The organism is Neobacillus sp. PS3-40 (assembly GCF_030915485.1).
In the GTDB taxonomy this organism is placed as follows: Bacteria; Bacillota; Bacilli; order Bacillales; family Cytobacillaceae; genus JAUZPL01.
In genome coordinates this window covers 1,437,850-1,456,648 of sequence record NZ_CP133266.1, presented here as the reverse complement: position 1 = coordinate 1,456,648, position 18,799 = coordinate 1,437,850, and the positions used below count along the sequence as shown (strand labels likewise).

Annotated in this window: 15 protein-coding genes and 1 other annotated feature; of the genes, 10 read left to right on the top strand and 5 right to left on the bottom strand. The window is 37.6% G+C overall.

Translation table 11 applies throughout. The annotated features are described in order from the left end of the window. Positions 1-4: 4 nt before the first annotated feature. Positions 5-955: a tRNA modification radical SAM protein MnmL/YtqA gene (locus RCG20_RS07400; RefSeq protein ID WP_308183591.1), complete on the bottom strand. Its 951-nt coding sequence runs from the start codon at positions 953-955 to the stop codon at positions 5-7. A 207-nt stretch (positions 956-1,162) separates the two neighbouring features. On the opposite strand from RCG20_RS07400, the gene RCG20_RS07395 reads away from it, so the two are divergent. The 6 genes from RCG20_RS07395 to RCG20_RS07370 all read left to right on the top strand — a co-directional run bounded on the left by RCG20_RS07395 (position 1,163) and on the right by RCG20_RS07370 (position 6,532). Beyond that, positions 1,163-1,426 carry a YtzC family protein gene (locus tag RCG20_RS07395; RefSeq protein WP_308183590.1) on the top strand — a complete coding sequence of 88 codons (264 nt, stop codon included), beginning with the start codon at positions 1,163-1,165 and terminating at the stop codon, positions 1,424-1,426. Between the two features lie 15 nt (positions 1,427-1,441). After that, positions 1,442-1,606, top strand: coding sequence for a glycogen biosynthesis protein GlgD (locus tag RCG20_RS07390; protein ID WP_308183589.1), 165 nt, complete (start codon positions 1,442-1,444; stop codon positions 1,604-1,606). A gap of 139 nt (positions 1,607-1,745) precedes the next feature. Next, entirely contained in the window at positions 1,746-2,945 is a 1,200-nt protein-coding gene (locus RCG20_RS07385; protein ID WP_308183588.1) for an MDR family MFS transporter, read from the top strand. Positions 2,946-3,025: 80 nt separating this feature from the next. Further along, positions 3,026-3,253: a binding site (T-box leader), on the top strand. Between the two features lie 78 nt (positions 3,254-3,331). Further along, positions 3,332-5,749: a leucine--tRNA ligase gene (leuS, locus tag RCG20_RS07380; protein ID WP_308183587.1), complete on the top strand. Its 2,418-nt coding sequence runs from the start codon at positions 3,332-3,334 to the stop codon at positions 5,747-5,749. A 109-nt stretch (positions 5,750-5,858) separates the two neighbouring features. Continuing rightward, positions 5,859-6,164 carry a rhodanese-like domain-containing protein gene (locus RCG20_RS07375; RefSeq protein ID WP_308183586.1) on the top strand — a complete coding sequence of 102 codons (306 nt, stop codon included), beginning with the start codon at positions 5,859-5,861 and terminating at the stop codon, positions 6,162-6,164. A gap of 182 nt (positions 6,165-6,346) precedes the next feature. Next, on the top strand, positions 6,347-6,532 hold the full coding sequence (locus RCG20_RS07370) for a sporulation protein Cse60 (RefSeq protein ID WP_308183585.1): 186 nt from the start codon (positions 6,347-6,349) through the stop codon (positions 6,530-6,532). Positions 6,533-6,575: 43 nt separating this feature from the next. Here RCG20_RS07370 and RCG20_RS07365 read toward each other — a convergent pair whose 3' ends face one another. Next, positions 6,576-7,868 carry a BaiN/RdsA family NAD(P)/FAD-dependent oxidoreductase gene (locus RCG20_RS07365; RefSeq protein ID WP_308183584.1) on the bottom strand — a complete coding sequence of 431 codons (1,293 nt, stop codon included), beginning with the start codon at positions 7,866-7,868 and terminating at the stop codon, positions 6,576-6,578. A gap of 256 nt (positions 7,869-8,124) precedes the next feature. Here RCG20_RS07365 and RCG20_RS07360 point away from each other — a divergent pair, with 256 nt between their 5' ends. Further along, the gene (locus RCG20_RS07360) at positions 8,125-9,741 is read left to right on the top strand and encodes a putative polysaccharide biosynthesis protein (RefSeq protein ID WP_308183583.1); all 1,617 of its coding nucleotides are present in this window, start codon (positions 8,125-8,127) and stop codon (positions 9,739-9,741) included. A 21-nt stretch (positions 9,742-9,762) separates the two neighbouring features. Next, positions 9,763-10,482 (top strand): pseudouridine synthase, encoded by a 720-nt coding sequence (locus RCG20_RS07355; protein ID WP_308183582.1) that lies wholly within the window; start codon positions 9,763-9,765, stop codon positions 10,480-10,482. Between the two features lie 74 nt (positions 10,483-10,556). On the opposite strand, the gene RCG20_RS07350 is transcribed toward RCG20_RS07355, so the two are convergent. Further along, positions 10,557-11,831, bottom strand: a complete 1,275-nt coding sequence (locus RCG20_RS07350; RefSeq protein WP_308183581.1) for a dicarboxylate/amino acid:cation symporter — start codon at positions 11,829-11,831, stop codon at positions 10,557-10,559. A gap of 264 nt (positions 11,832-12,095) precedes the next feature. Between RCG20_RS07350 and RCG20_RS07345 the strand changes: the two genes are divergently transcribed. Then, entirely contained in the window at positions 12,096-12,734 is a 639-nt protein-coding gene (locus tag RCG20_RS07345; protein WP_308184304.1) for a response regulator, read from the top strand. A gap of 38 nt (positions 12,735-12,772) precedes the next feature. Beyond that, positions 12,773-14,392, top strand: a complete 1,620-nt coding sequence (dcuS, locus tag RCG20_RS07340) for a DcuS/MalK family sensor histidine kinase (protein WP_308183580.1) — start codon at positions 12,773-12,775, stop codon at positions 14,390-14,392. Between the two features lie 726 nt (positions 14,393-15,118). Here the strand turns inward: dcuS and RCG20_RS07335 are convergent. Beyond that, positions 15,119-16,231 (bottom strand): IS110 family RNA-guided transposase, encoded by a 1,113-nt coding sequence (locus RCG20_RS07335; RefSeq protein WP_308182784.1) that lies wholly within the window; start codon positions 16,229-16,231, stop codon positions 15,119-15,121. Positions 16,232-17,363: 1,132 nt separating this feature from the next. After that, positions 17,364-18,704, bottom strand: coding sequence for an amino acid permease (locus RCG20_RS07330; protein ID WP_308183579.1), 1,341 nt, complete (start codon positions 18,702-18,704; stop codon positions 17,364-17,366). Positions 18,705-18,799 lie beyond the last annotated feature (95 nt).

The following is an 18,799-nucleotide window of genomic DNA, read 5'->3' as shown; positions in this document are numbered from 1 at the left end:
CACTTTACTCCTTAGAATAAAACTTGCCTTGCCAGCTATCCCTTTTTGTAAGCTCAGCATTTATTCCATTCAACACTTCCCATTTGTTTACACTCCACATCGGTCCAACCATAAGATCAATAGGACCGTCACCTGTTATGCGGTGTACGATTATTTCTGGAGATAGAATTTCCAATTGGTCACAAACTAAGTTTACATATTCCTCTTGCGAAAGGAATTCGAGCATTCCTTTTTCGTATTGCTTGACCATTGGTGTTCCTTTTAAAAGATGGAGCAAATGGATTTTGATTCCTTGAACATCCAGATTTGCTACTGCGCGGGCTGTTTCCATCATCATTTCTTTTGACTCAAGTGGAAGGCCGTTAATAATATGGGAACAAACACGAATCCCATGCTTCCGTAGTTTTTTTACACCATCAATATAACATTGAAAATCATGGGCACGATTAATGAGTGTGGCAGTGCTCTCGTGGATCGTTTGCAAACCAAGCTCAACCCATAAATAAGTACGTTTGTTTAATTCTGCAAGATATTCAACAACATCATCTGGCAGACAATCTGGTCGAGTTGCGATGGATAACCCGACTACATCCTCTTGTTTTAAAACTGCTTCATATTTTTCGCGAAGCACGTGGACAGGTGCATGTGTGTTGGTAAATGCCTGAAAATAGGCCATATACTTACCATCTTTCCATTTTGTATGCATTCTTTCTTTTATTTCATGGAATTGTGTTTCGAGACTCTGGGCACGATTGCCAGCGAAGTCTCCAGATCCAGAGACGCTACAAAAAGTACATCCACCATGTGCAACTGTACCATCCCGGTTCGGGCAATCAAAGCCACCATCAAGAGCAATTTTAAATACCTTATGACCAAATTGTTGGCGAAGGTGATAATTCCATGTGTGATAACGCTTATCGTCAGAAGCATATGGAAAAGGTTTGGTCTGAAGCATTCAGATTCCTCCTTTTTACTAGTAAAAAATATGTTTATTTTGGAATATACATAAGTTGAATTTTATCATGAAGTTAGAGGCATCGCCAATTAATTAAAATTGGTAGCAATTATCAATAAGTAAATGTGATAGTTAATTGGATGGTGAACACAATAAGAAATGAAGCTTTTTGCTTCAATGAAGGTTTGAATTTAAGGGGGTTCTGATATGGCAACTCGTGAATCGATCGATAATTTACTGCAACAATGTGAAGATGCGATTTCGTTTGCACAGGAACAGTATAAGGAAAGTAGCCTTCAAGAGCAATATAACAATGATGATTACACAGCAGCCATGCAAGGACTGGAAGAAGCATACAATGACCTTGCACACGTCGCACTGAGTTCCAATGCTCAACAGCGGGAACAGCTTCACAGAATGAGGTTACAGCTGCAACAGCTTCAAAACACAATGATTTTACAAGGGAAGTAAGAGGGGGAAATTAGCGTGAAGAAGCGGTCAAAACAACAAAATCCTGAACGAAAAACGAGAAATGGTATCAATAATCAAGATTTGGAGCTTGGCAACGATACCGATCTTGTTAAAGAAGCAAAACTGAAATATGAAAAATCAGGTGGTCAACCAGTTAAATCAAAATTTCATCAAGAATAGCAACAATAAAGGAATCAAAAGCCCTCACTACTAGTTGGGGGCTTTTAAAAATCCCATTTAAAAAAGGATTGCGCCCATCATTCAAAAAGTCTAAAATTACTTTGGTGTTCGAAATAGTTCAATGTAAAGGGGCGTTTTTATGCCGCGTGCTTTATGGCTCTTGATTATTGGGATGGCAGTGAATGTAACTGGCAATTCTTTTTTATGGCCTTTAAATACGATTTATATTCATGATTTGTTAGGTAAATCATTATCAGTTGCCGGAATTGTCTTAATGTTAAATTCAGGAGCAAGTGTGATTGGAAACCTGATTGGTGGTCATTTTTTCGATAAACTTGGAGGTTATAAATCCATTTTATTTGGGATTGGGATAACACTCCTTGCTCTTATTGGTTTAACAATATGGCATGGATGGCCGGAATATATTGTATTTTTAACCATTGTTGGTTTTGGAACGGGAATTATTTTTCCTTCAATGTACGCTATGGCAGGTTCTGTTTGGAAAGAGGGAGGACGAAAGGCTTTTAATGCCATCTATGTATCTCAGAATTTAGGGGTTGCAGTCGGTTCGGCATTAGGTGGGCTTGTTGCGGATTATTCATTTCAATTGATTTTTCTTGCGAATACGATATTATATTTTATTTTTTTACTTATTGCAGTATTTGGATATAAGAATATTTCAGCTGCTCCTGTTAAAAAGGAATCAAGTATCGAGGGGGATTTGACAGCAACAAATAATCATAAAAAAATCCATGCTCTCCTTATTCTATGCGTTGGCTATTTGCTTTGCTGGGTTGCTTATGTACAATGGTCGACGACCGTTGCATCATATACACAGGAAATTCATATTTCATTAACACAATACAGCTTACTTTGGACTATTAATGGGGCTCTTATTGTTGCTGGTCAGCCGCTGTTAACTGGATTACTAAAGCATTTTGCAAAGTCTTTAAAAGCACAAATGATCATTGGTATTATTATTTTTATTATTTCATTTCTCGTTGCGGCAAAGGCTAGTGAATTTTCAGGCTTCCTTGTAGGGATGATTATTTTAACAATCGGTGAGATGTTTATTTGGCCAGCTGTACCAACTGTCGCCTTTGATCTAGCACCAAAGGGGCGAGAAGGTTTTTATCAGGGAATTGTCAACAGTACTGCAACTGGAGGAAGAATGATTGGCCCACTTCTTGGTGGGTTGCTTGTTGACCTTTATGGCATGTCAATGTTGTTTACTGTATTAATCGGGTTGTTTGTGTTGGCTATTCTAACAACTGTTTTTTACGATCGAACTATAAAGTCAAGTAAAGCTTCAATAATAAAGGGAGCTAAAAGTATGTAGCTATTATTAAATAGCTTATTTTCTTCTGTTTACTTGCATCCTATAAGGAATTTTAATACAATAACCGTATACTTTCATAATCAATGACATTGACGAGGAGTAGTAATGATGAATTCCCGTTTTTAAAGAGAGTTGACGGCTGGTGCAAGTCAACCGGGACAATCATGAACTCGCCTTCCCGAGTTGCAAACATGAATTTGAGTAATGTTTGCCGTTTTCCGCGTTAAGGATGAATGAAGCGAGTGTTTTACAACACTAATGTGGGTGGTACCGCGGGAAGATACATACATAATCCTCTCGTCCCTTTTTTGGGATGAGAGTTTTTTTATTTTAGATCCAGCTTCAGCGAATAAGCGCTTTCGCTTTACAATTAGGAGGAAGAGACAATGAGCTTTAACCATCAAAAAATCGAAAAAAAATGGCAAAAGAAATGGGAAGAAGAAAAAACATTTAAAACAAGCGAAGAAATGCACAAAAGAAAATTCTACGCATTAGATATGTTTCCATACCCTTCTGGAGCAGGACTCCATGTTGGACACCCTGAAGGCTATACTGCGACAGATATTTTATCCCGTCAAAAGCGGATGCAGGGATATAATGTCTTACACCCAATGGGTTGGGATGCATTCGGTTTACCTGCTGAACAATATGCACTTGATACTGGGAATGATCCAGCGGAATTCACAAAGCATAATATCGAGACATTCCGTAGGCAAATTAAATCACTTGGATTCTCGTATGATTGGGATCGAGAAGTGAACACGACAGACCCCGAGTATTATAAATGGACGCAATGGATTTTCTTAAAACTATTTGAAAAAGGGCTTGCCTATGTTGATGAAGTAGCAGTTAACTGGTGCCCAGCACTTGGAACGGTTTTAGCAAATGAAGAAGTAATTGATGGGAAAAGTGAACGCGGAGGGCACCCCGTTGAACGCCGCCCAATGAGGCAATGGATGTTAAGAATCACTGCGTATGCTGACCGTTTACTTGAAGACTTAGAGGAACTTGATTGGCCGGAAAGTCTTAAGGACATGCAACGTAATTGGATTGGCCGCTCAGAGGGGGCTGAAGTAACCTTTAACATTGATGGATATGATGAAACATTCACGGTGTTCACAACACGTCCAGATACATTGTTTGGTGCAACTTATGCAGTACTTGCTCCAGAACATGCATTTGTTGATAAAATTACAACAAAAGACCAACGTGCAGCTGTTGATGCCTATTTAGACAAAGTAAAAAGTAAGAGTGACCTTGAGCGCACAGACCTTGCGAAGGAAAAAACAGGCGTATTTACAGGTGCTTACGCTATCAACCCTGCAAATGGCGAGAAAATGCCGATCTGGATTGCCGATTATGTTTTGGTTAGCTATGGAACGGGTGCGATCATGGCTGTTCCTGCCCATGATGAACGTGACTATGAATTTGCGAAACAATTTGACTTACCAATTAAGGCAGTTGTAGCAGGCGGAGACATTGAAAAAGAAGCTTTCACAGGCGATGGGGAACACATCAATTCTGATTTCCTAAATGGGTTAGATAAAGCTTGCGGTATTCAAAAAATGATTGCATGGTTGGAAGAAAAATCAATTGGAACAAAGAAAGTAACATTCCGTTTGCGCGATTGGTTATTTAGCCGCCAGCGTTACTGGGGCGAACCGATTCCAATTATCCATTGGGAAGATGGTACAATGACCGCAGTTCCGGAAGAGCAACTTCCATTGACTCTACCAATAACAACCGAAATTAGACCGTCTGGAACAGGAGAATCCCCACTTGCTGTAATCACGGATTGGGTAAATGTCGTTGACCCAGCCACTGGAAAAAAAGGTCGTCGTGAAACGAATACAATGCCACAATGGGCGGGTAGCTGCTGGTACTATTTACGTTATATCGATCCAAAGAATGATCAAGCATTAGCATCAGAGGAAAAATTAAAGCATTGGCTTCCTGTCGATATTTACATTGGTGGAGCAGAGCATGCTGTACTTCACTTGTTATACGCTCGCTTCTGGCATAAATTCCTTTATGATATCGGTGTAGTCTCCACAAAAGAACCATTCCAAAAACTATTTAATCAAGGAATGATTTTAGGCGAAGGCAATGAAAAAATGAGTAAATCAAAAGGAAATGTGGTTAATCCTGATGATATCGTTGAAAGCCATGGTGCTGATACACTTCGTTTATATGAAATGTTTATGGGACCGCTTGATGCATCAATTGCTTGGTCCACAAATGGCCTTGATGGTTCACGTCGCTTCCTTGATCGTATCTGGCGATTGATGATTGAGGAAAATGGAGAGTTAAATCCAAAAATCCAACCAACTAAAGAAGTGTCTAGTTTGGAAAAAGTTTATCATCAAACAGTGAAAAAAGTGACTGAGGATTACGAAGGTTTACGATTTAACACGGCAATTTCACAAATGATGGTATTTATTAATGAAGCTTACAAATCAACGATTCTTCCTATGGATTACATGAAAGGCTTTGTCAAATTGCTTGCTCCTGTTTGCCCTCATATTACCGAGGAACTATGGGCGAAATTGGGACACAATGACACGATATCATATGAGGCATGGCCAACATATGATGAATCAAAAATGACCGATGATGAAGTGGAAATTGTTATCCAGTTTAATGGCAAAGTGAAGCATAAACTAACGGTACCAACTGGGTCAAGTAAAGAAACTCTTGAACAAATTGCATTTGAAGATGAAAAAGTGAAGGAACAGCTTGAAGGAAAAACAGTGCGAAAAGTAATTACTGTTCCAGGTAAATTAGTGAATATCGTGGTAGGCTAGAAAAGTGTAAGGACTCTAAATGTTGCTTGTATTAATCCGTTTTTAGACAATAAAAATGCATCCTCCTGATTTTAGTCTGGAGGATGTTTTTATAGAAAGGGTGTTTGGTATGGAAGAAATCAAAATAATTACACCAGAGGAATTAGAGAAGAAGATTGAAGTAGGAGAAAAACTTGAACTAGTTGATGTAAGGGAAGAATATGAAGTTGAACAAGGAATGATCACAGGTGCTAAACATATCCCAATGGGAGAGATTCCTGAAAACCTAGCTTATTTTGACAAGAATAAAGAATATATATTTATTTGCCGTTCGAGTCGGCGCAGTGAAAATGTTTGCCACTACATGCAGGATCAAGGCTTTATGGTTCGAAATATGATTGGTGGCATGCTGGAGTGGAAAGGAAAAACGGTATAAATTATTATTGTCGCTAATCGCTCTATTCAAAAAATAGCACAATAAGCAATTTAAAAACCAAATCTTAAAATTATCTTAATCTTTTCCTTTAACAATCGTTGTAATATGAAACAGTTTCTGACACTATTTTTAAAATTCAGAAAAAGTGTCAATAATGATTGAAAAAGGAAAGGGAGATTTTATTGATACAGGTTAAATTGTTTGATCGGGAGCATGAGAAAGATTTGGAGTCGGAAATGAATCGCTTTTTAAAAGGGCTTGATGAGAAGAAATTACTTGATATTAAATACAATGTAGCTGCAATGCCAGAGGATGAGGAAGAAGAGCAAATCTATTGCTTTACTGCGATGATTATTTATAAAGCCTGACAATTGTCAGGCTTAGAAAAGAGTAGGAATAGACGTAGGTAAATTAATTGGTTTTAAGTTTAAAACCTTTTTGTTTTTTAGAAAAAAGAGCTGCATTTGTTCCCGCCAATCGACCAGTTACAAGAGCAGATGTAATATTATAACCCCCGGTGTACCCATGGATATCCAAGATCTCGCCGCAAAAATAGAGTCCACCCGTCAATTTTGAAGCCATTGTTTGTGGTTCAATCTCTTTTATTGATATGCCTCCACCTGTAACAAAGGCTTTTTCAAGTGGAAGTGTTCCATTCACACTGAAGGTGAAACCTTTACAATTTTTTGAAAAAGAACGAATTTTTTCATTTGTAATGGTACTCCCTTGGATATTTGCGTCGATTTCACTTTTCTCTAGAAGAAAAAGGAGGTATCTTTCTGGAAGCAAACCCTTTAAGGTATTCTTGATGCTTTTCTTTGGCTCACTTTTTATTAATTTAATGATTTCTTGAAAGAGCTCTTCCTCTGTTTGGTCAGGCAAAGCGTCAAGGGACATTATTATTTCTTTTAGATCCCATTTTTTCAGGGCTTTTACAACAAATTGACTACAACGTAAAACAGCAGGACCGCTAACCCCGATATGGGTAAAGAGCATATCCATTCGGTGCGAAATGATTGGCTTTCCTTTAGGATTTAATACACTTAAATTAATGTCCCTTAATGATAGTCCTTGGAGAATTTTGCTTTTGATAAACGGTTCATTAGAAGTAACTGGTACTTCCGTTGGAAATAGTTCAGTGATGGTGTGTCCAGCCTTTTTCGCCCAAGGATAGCCATCCCCAGTTGATCCCGTTTGAGGAACTGATTTGCCACCAACAGCGATAACAATCGACTTTGCTGAAATTCTTTGACCATCCTTAAGAAGTACAGCCGAAGCTTTATCATCTTCATATAAGACATCTTTAACTGACGTATTCCTGAAAACTTTTATGTTTAATTGATCCATTTTTGTTAATAGTGCATCAACGACTGATTCGGCTTTATTCGAAACAGGAAACATTCGTCCGTGATCTTCTTCCTTTAAGGCAATACCCAGTTTTTCAAAAAAGGAAATGATATCCTCATTGTTAAAGATTGAAAAAGCACTATATAAAAACTTCCCATTTCCGGGAATATGTTTAATGATTTCCTCGATAGGCCGACGATTTGTGACGTTACAGCGCCCACCACCAGATATGGCTAACTTTCTTCCCAGCCTGTCCCCTTTATCAATTAACAGCACTTTTGCTCCTCTTTCCCCGGCAGCTATTGCTGCCATCAAACCAGAAGGACCACCGCCAATGACAATTACTTCATATTCCATGGTTTCACCAACTTAATTAAAATTTGCTAAATACGGGTAAACTTTATTTTAATAGTAACATTAGCTATAAACAAGTACGGGACTGTCACAACTCCTATATGGTGACAATAAGTTTTATTTTAAAATTACATTGATTGTTAGTAGCGCCATAGAGAAAGAAGTTGTACACTACTAGTAGTGTGCAAAAAAAGTCGAATTTACCTCTGTAAAGTAAACCATTCGCGCACTATTTTTTCTTTATTAGGAGAAGGATTCTATGTCGTCAAAGCTTTTAAGGGGCACGTTTATTCTAACCATTGGAACAATACTTTCCAAAGTTCTCGGTTTATTTTATGTTATACCATTCTATCAGATTGTTGGAGCAAAGGGGACACTGCTTTATCAATATTCCTACGTTCCATATACAATCTTTATTAGTGTAGCGACGGCAGGAGTGCCGCTGGCAGTTTCTAAATTCATTTCAAAATATAATTCACTTGAAGAATATGCTGTTGGTCGGAAGCTATTTAAATCAGGATTAATGGTTATGATGGTGACAGGATTTGTGGCTTTCTTAATTATGTATTTTACTGCTCCTTTTTTGGCGGAAATAAGCTTACATGGAAAAAAACAATTGTTTAGTGTAAATGAAGTTTCAACAGTTATTCGAGCAGTTAGTTTTGCTTTAATCGTTGTTCCCTTTATGAGTTTAATTAGGGGATACTTTCAAGGACATCAATCAATGGGACCATCAGCTGTATCACAAGTTGTAGAACAAATTATTCGAATTTTATTCACACTTGTTGGCGCCTATGTTGTATTACATACTTTAAATGGCGGAATGGTAAAGGCAGTCAGCGTTGCCACATTTGCAGCATTTATTGGCGCAATTGGAAGCTTAGCTGTTTTATTTTGGTATTGGTTTAAAAGAAAACCACATTTGGATGAACTTTTAGAAAAAGATAAAGGGACAATCAATATCTCACTTAAGCAAATCTATAAAGAGATTCTTATTTATGCAGCACCATTTGTTTTTGTAGGAATCGCAAACCCATTATTTCAATTTATCGACCAACTTACCTTTAGCAGGGCTATGGCTACCATTGCTTCAGGAAAACTAGCTGATACAGCCTTCTCTATTTTAAACTTTGAGTCACATAAAATTGTTATTATTCCAGTCTCTTTAGCAACGGCCTTTTCATTAACTCTTGTTCCAAGTATAACAAAGGCTTTTGTAGAGAATGATCAAAAAAGTATGAATCACCAGATGAATCAGGCGTTCCAGGTTTTATTATTTTTGACATTACCTGCAGCAATTGGATTATCATTATTGGCTGAACCTGTTTATACAGTCTTTTATGAGCATGATCCACTTGGAATAGAGGTATTAGGGGCATATGCTCCAGTAGCCATTTTATTTTCACTCTATTCTGTTACAGCTGCAATTCTGCAGGGAATTAATGAACAGCGTTATACTATTTTAAGTTTACTTGTTGGGTTGCTTATTAAGCTAAGCCTTAATATCCCGCTTATTAAAGCGATGGCAACTGAAGGTGCAATCCTTGCAACGGCACTTGGATATACGGCTGCTATCATCATCAATTTAATTGTCATTAAAAAATATTCAAACTATCCTTTCCGGCTGGTATTTAGAAGGTGTACGTTAATCGTTCTTCTTGCGGGAATAATGTGGCTGGGAACAGAACTTACCTTTACGGTTATGAAGCTATTCCTCTCACCTCAATCAAAGGTTCAATCGTTATTGATGATTCTTATTTGTGGTGTAGTTGGATCAGGAATTTATTTCTACCTAAGTTTAAAAACAAAGCTTGTTTACCGGTTATTTGGGGACAAGGTAGATAGTATCAAAAGGAAGTTACATCTGCCAATTTAAGAACCTGGAAGGGGATAGAAGATGAGAATTGATAAACTATTAGCCAATCTTGGCTATGGAAGCCGGAAGGAAGTCAAGGGACTTTTAAAAAGCGGCTCTGTAAAAGTCAATGATGTTGTTGTAAAGGACGCCAAACAGCATGTTGATCCGAATAAAGAAATAGTTACTTTTAACGGTGAAGTAATTGAATACAAGGAATTTATTTATCTTATGATGAATAAACCGCCTGGGGTTTTATCGGCAACAGAAGATCATAGGGATGAAACAGTGATTGATTTATTAGAGCTAAACGATCAGGTTTATGAGCCATTTCCTGTCGGTAGACTTGATAAAGATACGGAAGGTTTACTTCTACTAACAAACGACGGTCATCTTGCCCATCGGCTACTGTCACCCAAAAAGCATGTTCCAAAAACCTATTTTGCGGTAATTGATTCAGAGGTTACCGAAGAAGATATCATTGCCTTTGGAAAAGGAGTAACCCTTGATGATGGCTACGTAACAAAGCCTGGTGAATTAACCATTCTTAAATCGGGTATAAGGTCGGACATCGAACTAACCATTACTGAGGGAAAGTTTCATCAAGTAAAGAGGATGTTTGAAGCGGTAGGGAAAAACGTGGTTTATTTAAAAAGAATGACAATGGGACCTTTGCCACTAGATGAAACGCTCGAACTTGGAGAATACCGGGAATTAACGGATGAAGAAGTAGAGCTATTAAAAGAGTATCAAGCTGAATAACCAAAAAAAGCAACCTGACAAATCAGGCTGCTTTTTTTGGTTGAATTTATCTTTTTTACCTATTCCGTTAAAAGTTAAGCTTCTTCGGCCTTCATTGGAACAACAGATCCAATTTGGTGGATTGTTTTCCCTGGGTGAAATTCATTTTCCATTTTAGAAACAACCACTGTTGCAACACCGTTACCAATTAAGTTTGTAATAGCACGTGCCTCAGACATAAACCGGTCAACCCCTAGAAGTAAAGCAATTCCCTCCACTGGGATCGTTGGGAATGCTGAGAGGGTAGCAGCAAGAGTAATGAATCCTGAACCTGTTACACCTGCAGCCCCTTTTGATGTTAGCATTAGTATTCCCATTAAGGTAATTTGGTGCCAGATGGTTAGATCAACATTATAAGCCTGCGCGATAAAAAGGGCTGCCATTGAGAGGTAAATTGCTGTGCCGTCTAAATTAAATGAATATCCTGTCGGAACAACTAGGCCAACAACTGATTTCGAACAACCATAGTTTTCTAAACGCTCCATCATTCTAGGTAAAGCAGATTCAGAAGAAGAAGTACCTAATACCAATAAAATTTCTTCTTTGATGTAAGCGATAAATTTTAAAATGTTAAAGCCATAAATTTTGGCTACCGCACCGAGTATAAAAACTATGAAGACAAACATGGTTGCATAAACGCTTCCCATCAGCTTTCCAAGGGAGAATAAAGAACCAATACCAAAGTTACCAATTGTGAATGCCATTGCCCCTGAAGCAGCAATAGGAGAAAACTTCATTATAATATTAACGACTTTAAAAAATGCTTCAACGAAAGTTTCAAAAAGTGAAATGATTGGTTTACCTTTTGAGCCTAAAGAAGCAGTTGCTATTCCAAATAGGACCGCGAAGAATAGGACAGGTAGCAACTCACCTTTGGCCAAAGCTCCTACAACATTATCGGGAATGATTCCTAATATAAATTCAATAGCTCCATGACTGGATTCATTTGCTTGTTGTGTAAATGTAGAAATGTCTCCACCCTTTGCTGCAGATGTATTAAATCCGGAACCTGGTTTTACAATATTCACTATTACTAATCCAATAGCTAGTGCAAAGGTTGAAATGATTTCAAAGTATAAAAGTGCTTTGCCTCCAATACGACCAACCTTTTTTAAATCTCCCATACTTCCGATTCCGATAACAACTGTAAAGAATATGATCGGTGCAATTACCATTTTAATAAGTTTAATAAAAATATCAGCTAAAACCTTTAATTCTGCACCAAATTTCGGAAAAAGAAATCCGATCGTAATACCAATAAGTATCCCGATTAGTACTTGTACAGTTAGATTTCTAAAATTAATTTTCATTTTCTTCTCCACCCCTTCTTATGATAACGTTTACATCCCCTATTCATATAATAATGAAAATTCAGAAATTATTTAGTTTTTGGTCATATTGGTCTTAATGTTCTTTTTGTACTAAAGTAGAAGAATATGGGATTGGATTAAATAGACGAATAGATTAAAATAAAAAGAAAATAATAATTTGAAAAATCTAAATAGGATAATGGATAATGGAAAGGGTGGGGGATATTGCTTCCATTACAAGTGGTTTTAGTAGAAGATGATCCAATGGTTCGAGAAATTCACCGCCAATTTATTGAAAAGATAGAAGGGTTCAAAATAGTAGGAATGGCTAGCAATGGAATTGAGGGTCTACAATTAATAAAAGACAGTAAGCCTGATCTTGCAATCATTGATATTTATATGCCTCATAAGAATGGGTTGGAAATGTTAAGGGGACTTCGAGCAGAGTGTCTTTTTCTGGATGTCATCGCCATTACCGCTGCTAGTGATATAGAAACAGTTCATATGGTTCTTCAACAAGGTGCTGTTGACTACATAATAAAACCTTTTACGTTTGACCGAATCAAAAAATCACTCGAAAAATATAAATTATACCGATTAAAGTTAAAAGGAAAAAAAGAGCTTCTACAACATGAATTGGACCAACTTCTATTTATGAATGGTGTTGAAGAAAAGGAAAGTGACTTATTACCAAAAGGACTAAATGTAAACACTTTAGTCAAGATTACCGCCTTTATTTCACATGAAAAAAGTCCAGTTTCTGCCGAAGAAGTGGCAGAAAGAATTGGAATAGCACGTGTTACTGCAAGAAGGTACCTAGATTACTTGGAAAAGGAAGGAAAAGTAAAGATACATGTTCAATACGGTGGGGTTGGCCGACCAGTAAATCGTTATGGGATATAACTTATCTTTACTGGAAACTTCGCTAGGGAGGAATCAAAGTGGGGTGGAAAGTAATAAAGTGGTTTGATAAACCAAGATGGACCTTACAAACGATTATTACGCTACTTGTATGTATAGTGGTTATCATGGCATTACTTGTAACAGATATATTAATAACTGGAAAAATATCTAAAGGAACTCAGCAAAATCAGGCAGAGAGGGCAACAGATATTGCCAGAATTGTTGCACAATCACCACTTGTAATTGAAGGGTTAAGCAATAAAAATGATGAAGGTAAGATCCAAACTTTTGCAAATCAGATTATGGACTCAAGTCACGTTGAATTTGTAGTCGTCATGGATATGAATGGAATAAGAAAATCCCATCCCAACAAAAATAGAATAGGAGAACATTTTGTTGGAGGTGATGAGGGAGCTGTCCTGAAAGGGAAAGAACATATTTCGATTGCAAAAGGGACGTTAGGTATGTCACTGCGCTCATTTGTTCCAGTCATTGATGTTCAGAATAAGCAAATAGGTGCTGTTGCAGTTGGGATTTCTTTAGAAAAAGTAAATAATTCTGTCGCCCAGAGTAGAAAAATTATTTATATAGGGATAGGATTTGGAATATTAGTTGGCGTTATTGGCGCTTTGATTCTCGCAAGAAAAATTAAAACTATATTATTTGGATTAGAGCCAAGCCAAATTGCAAAATTGTTAGAAGAACGGAGTGCCATGCTGCAATCTACCAAGGAAGGAATGATTGCGGTTGATCAACAAGGATTCATAACACTTGTCAATAATGAGGGAAAAAGGATTCTAAAAGAAGCAGGTATAAAAACGAATCCAATCGGGGAATTAGTTGAGGATTATATGCCAAATACAAGACTTCATACTATACTTAAGTCTGGAATATCTGAGTTTGATCAAGAACAGGATCTTAATGGAATTACTATTTTAACAAATAGAATCCCTGTAATTGTGAAGGGAAGAATTGTTGGTGCAATCGCAACTTTTCGAGATAAAACAGATATTAAACAATTGGCTGAACAATTAACAGGAGTAAAACTATACGTAGAAGCATTACGTGCACAGTCTCATGAATTTATGAATAAATTGCATGTTATTTTAGGATTAATTCATATCGGAAATTACGAAGTTCTTTCCACATACATAACGAAAATGGTTGATTTTAAACAAACAGAGATGGAGTTTGTTGTAGAACGGTTCAAAGAGCCGGTATTGGCGGGTTTTATCCTTGGAAAACTTAGCTTTGCTAGGGAATCTGGTGCCGAATTAGTAATTAATGGAGAAGGTACGCTACCTGAACCAGAGCAACAAGACATCATTCATGAAGTAGTAACGATTCTAGGGAATTTAATTGATAATGCCGTTGATGCTGTGAAGGAAAGCGAAAACAAAATAATTTCCTTACGATTCGATTATTTTGAAAATATTTTAGTTATCGAAATTCAGGATTCTGGTAAAGGGCTTGATGATGAGTTGAAAATGCAAATATTTCAAAAAGGCTTTTCAACAAAAGGACAGAATAGGGGATTTGGATTATTTTTAGTCCAGCAAAGTTTGGAAAAATTAAAGGGAGAGCTTGAAATATACTCAAAAGAGAACAAGGGAACTACATTTATTGTTACTTTACCATATAAAAGTAAGTTAGTATAAAAGAGATAGTAACTATTAAAAGGCAAAAATAGAGTGCTTAGTATTCTATTCAGGCTGTCGAAAACTTTCGATAGCCTATTTATTTATTCAATTTACTTAATAATTCACTGCGTTAATTCATTATAATATTATTGGTATATTAGCTCTTCAACAAGTCTGTTGATTGGCGCTCCAGGCACTTCGCTTTCCGCGGGCGTGCCGGGGAGCCTCCTGATATGAACGAAACTGTCAAGGCCCCCACTCCAAAATAGGTTTTGCTTTGTTTTTGGGTACTCTTAAGAAGAGAAGCTATTTTCGGCTTCTTGTCTTAGTAGGGTATTTAGCCATTCTGGCTAGAATAGCTCCTTCTTTAGCTTACTGACCACTTCTCACCTCTTGGAATAGCTGTCAAGTGCTCTTCTTGACAGCTATTCCAAGAGGTGAGACACTTTTTTAGCTAAAGATGAAATGATCCTTCCTCCTTTTTCTTTTTTTGAATAGAAGGTAAGAACACGGCACGAAGGCAAAAATCTCTACAGCGGTTAGCGCTCTGATATTCGTGGGTTTTCACATTTTATCTTTCCGTATAAAGGACTTTTCCACTAACTCGGGACGTGCGTTAATCTATTTAGATATAGCACAGAGGAGGCACGTGGATTTTCCTTTCCGGTTTTTCTCTTTGCCTTCGAGCCCTATTCTCATTTTTCTATTTATACATCTATCTTGCTTTGAGGAACACGTAACCTTTTAAGCTTGAGGTATATCTTCTACTTCTTGCATCACTGCCCAAATAAAACCTGCCAATTCTCGCGCTACTGCTGTAATGGCTTTACCGCTTTCTTTCCCTCTTGATAATAAGCGGAAATACTTCTTGTGGAGTCGGTTCTGTGCTTTCCACGATATTGCCTGAATCGTTGGTGATTGCCCACTTTGCCGTCTTTGTAGTTCTCCTTTAACAGAGGGTTGATACCGATAACTCCAGGCAGACTCTACCAATAAACGCCGTACGTGTCGATTACCTGTTTTGGTTATTTCTCCTTGTCTCCTTTTTTCACCACTCGAATACTCGCTAGGGATTAAACCAACATAAGCCATGAATTGCCTCGGTGTAGTAAAACGTTTAAAAGAACCGATTTCTGCTACAATACTTGTCGCTGTAATAAGAGCTACTCCTCTTAATGATTGGAGTGCTTGAATTTTTTTGGCATGGACACCTTCACTCGCTAGAATTTTAATTTCTTCTTCTAACCTTAGAATACGTTGTGCTAACTCTTTGAGTTGGTGGTAGTATTCCTGGAAGGTTACTTGTAGAGAAGGGTTTTCAAATTTTAAAGTGTCCAGCCATCTGAAATATTTGATTGTCCACTTATTTACTCCAGTAGGAGGTTTAATATCATTACGCAGTAAAAATTTACTTAATCGGTGTTTTCCTCTCAGTTCGTCTTCTTTGGCATCTTCTCTACACCTAACAAGATCCCGCAGAGCCTCATCCTCTGGAGTTGGTACATAAATTGGAGTCAACTCTCCAGCCCGATATAAATGAGCTAAGCGAACAGAGTCCCTGCGATCCGTTTTAATACGTTCTCCAGGTCTTTTAGGAATAAGAGACGGGGCAATCACCGAGCAGTGAATCCCTAGTGTGATAAATAGTCGGTACAATGGATATCCTGTCGGACCAGCTTCATAACACACTCGCAGAGATTCCGGGCTGCCCAATTTTTTCATTAATTTCCTCACTTCTTCTGGTGTATGAGGAATCATTCCATGGTATCTAGGCTCCCCTCGGCCCTCATCGGCAATAGCGACTGCAATTTTTTCCTTTGATACGTCTAAACCTACATATTTTATGGTATCCTTCATAATGACTAGCTCCTTCCGTAATGTAGCTCTGATTTGGTTTTTTGTTTTTCATCAGTAAACATTCTAACCAAATTAACCTACGAATTTACGAGTAAGGAGCTAGTTTCGTTCATGATAACTCGTCGCTTCGCTCCTGCGGGGTCTCCCCTGACCCGTACTCCCGCAGGAGTCTTCGTGCCTTCCGCACTAATCAACAGAGTGTTTTCAATAATGACCTACAACTGAATTAATAAATATTAGGAAGACGTGGTGAATTCTATGTTTAATTTAAAAGAGTCTAGCCAAAGTAAGTGAAAATGAAATAGTGTCAATTGATGAATTAGTTCAAGATGACCACCTTCTTCGCTTGATTGATTGTGGATTTATGTCCTATGAAAAAAATTGCAACACACTTAGCAAGGCTAGAAAAAGTGAGTTGCAATGCTTTAGGTTGATTGGCCTCCCTGTTGATTGGAGCAGAGGGCACTCGACTCCTGCGGGATATAGAGGTCACTGGAGACCCCGCAGGCGCTAAAGCGAGGGCACTGAAAAAGTTCCAAACATAAAAAGGTAGAACGCTCGGGTATTTGAGCGTTTCTACCTTTTTCCACTATCATGGGGTGATTAGGCTCTATTCGGGACAGCAATTGGGCTTTTTCTACGATCGGAGGGATGATTAAGCTCTATTCGGGACAGCATGTGGGCTTTTTTTACGATCACAGGGATGATTAGACTCTATTCGGGACAGCAATCGGGCTTTTTTTTGCTCTTGGGGATGATTAAGGGGGCAACAGCTATATTTACAGGAATTTAAAAAGAATAATAAAACTTCTAGGTTTATAATGATTAGCCCAGAATCCAAATACAAGAAAAAAGTCGCTTCTTCTTCCAAAAATATGGAACGAATGTTGATTTTTTAATAAAAGGCGATTTTGTAGTTTTAAAAAAGAAAGTTTTTCAGTGCCCTCCGCTAATGCGCCGAGGAGGCTTCAGGACCTCCCCGCGGAAAGCGAGTGCCCGGAGCAGAAATCAACAGGCCAATTTGCAGGGATCATTCATAAGTTTGGTATTTTAGTGCTGAGAAAATAAAAAATTGCCGAGAAAAATACCCTTTCTCGACAATCTGAGAGTGCCTCGCACTCTATTTTTTATTTTATTTATTTTTTGGTTTTACTAAAAATGAAATTATTGTTAATACTGACACAGCTAAAAGACAGACAGAAGAACCAATTAAATTATCCATATTAAACATAAAGATAATAAAGATTAAGAGAAGGGATCCGATAGCAACAAATGTTGTCGTTGGATACCATACTAACTTGAAAGCCGGTTGATGTTTATAGTGAGGTCGAAGCTTTAATTGGGCTGAACAAATACTGATCCAAATTAATATTACTGTAAATCCAGGAATGGACATTAAATAGCTAATGACTTGATCAGGTGTTAAATAAGCTAAAAAGAGACCGATTATAATACAAATACTAGTGATGGTAATTCCATTTAAAGGAATTCCGTTTTTGGTTGTTTTTAATAATAGTTTTGGTGCTTCACCGCTCTGAGCCATTGAATAAAGGGTTCTTGATGTTGCATAAATTCCTGAATTGGCAGCAGATAGCACTGCAGTTAAAAGAACAAAGTTCATCACATGTGCTGCACCTGGGAGCCCTGATAGGCTGAAAACCTGAACGAACGGGCTATCCTGTCCTGTTACCTTGTCCCAAGGGATAATCCCGCAAATAATTAAAATAGGGAAAATGTAAAAAATAATCACTCGCCAGACGGTACCTTTAATCACTTGTGGGAGAACCCGCTCAGAATCCTTAGTTTCCGTAACTGCCACACCAATTAATTCTGCTCCACCATATGAAAACATGACTACTAAAAAGGCACTTACTGTTCCTTTCAATCCGTGTGGGAAAAACCCGCCATGCGCAGTATAGTTTGAGAACGGATCATGAATATTGCTCGGGAAAATCCCTAAAATAATGAGTATTCCTAATATGATAAAAGCAATTAATGCGATTATTTTAATTCCTGCGAACCAAAACTCCATCTCACCGTAGTATTTTACTTGAAATAAATTAATACCTACGATTACGAGGGCACAAAAGAAGCTTAATAACCATAACGGGGCGTTAGGAAACCAAAATTGCAGAAAGCTTCCTGCAGCTAATAATTCGACAACTGTTACGATAACCCAATTAATCCAATAGAGCCATCCCACAATAAAAGATATTCGAAATCCAAACGCTTTATTTACTAGATTTTGTACATTCAAATTTGGAAAAGCAATTGCCATCTCACCTAACGCTGTCATAACAATAAATAAAAGCATTCCTCCTATTAAATAGGCAAGTACGACACTAGGACCAGCCATATTCAGTGTATCGGAGCTGCCTTTAAATATTCCTGTCCCAATCATACCTGCCAAAGCAATAAACTGGACATGTCTCGGCAATAATCCTCTTTTTAAATTCTGTTGATTCTGTTCCATGATGTTCAAACCTTTCTATACTTGAATAATAAAAAATGTTGATGTAACTATTAAAACTTCTATTCTATTCATTCATCTCTCTTACATAAACGCTT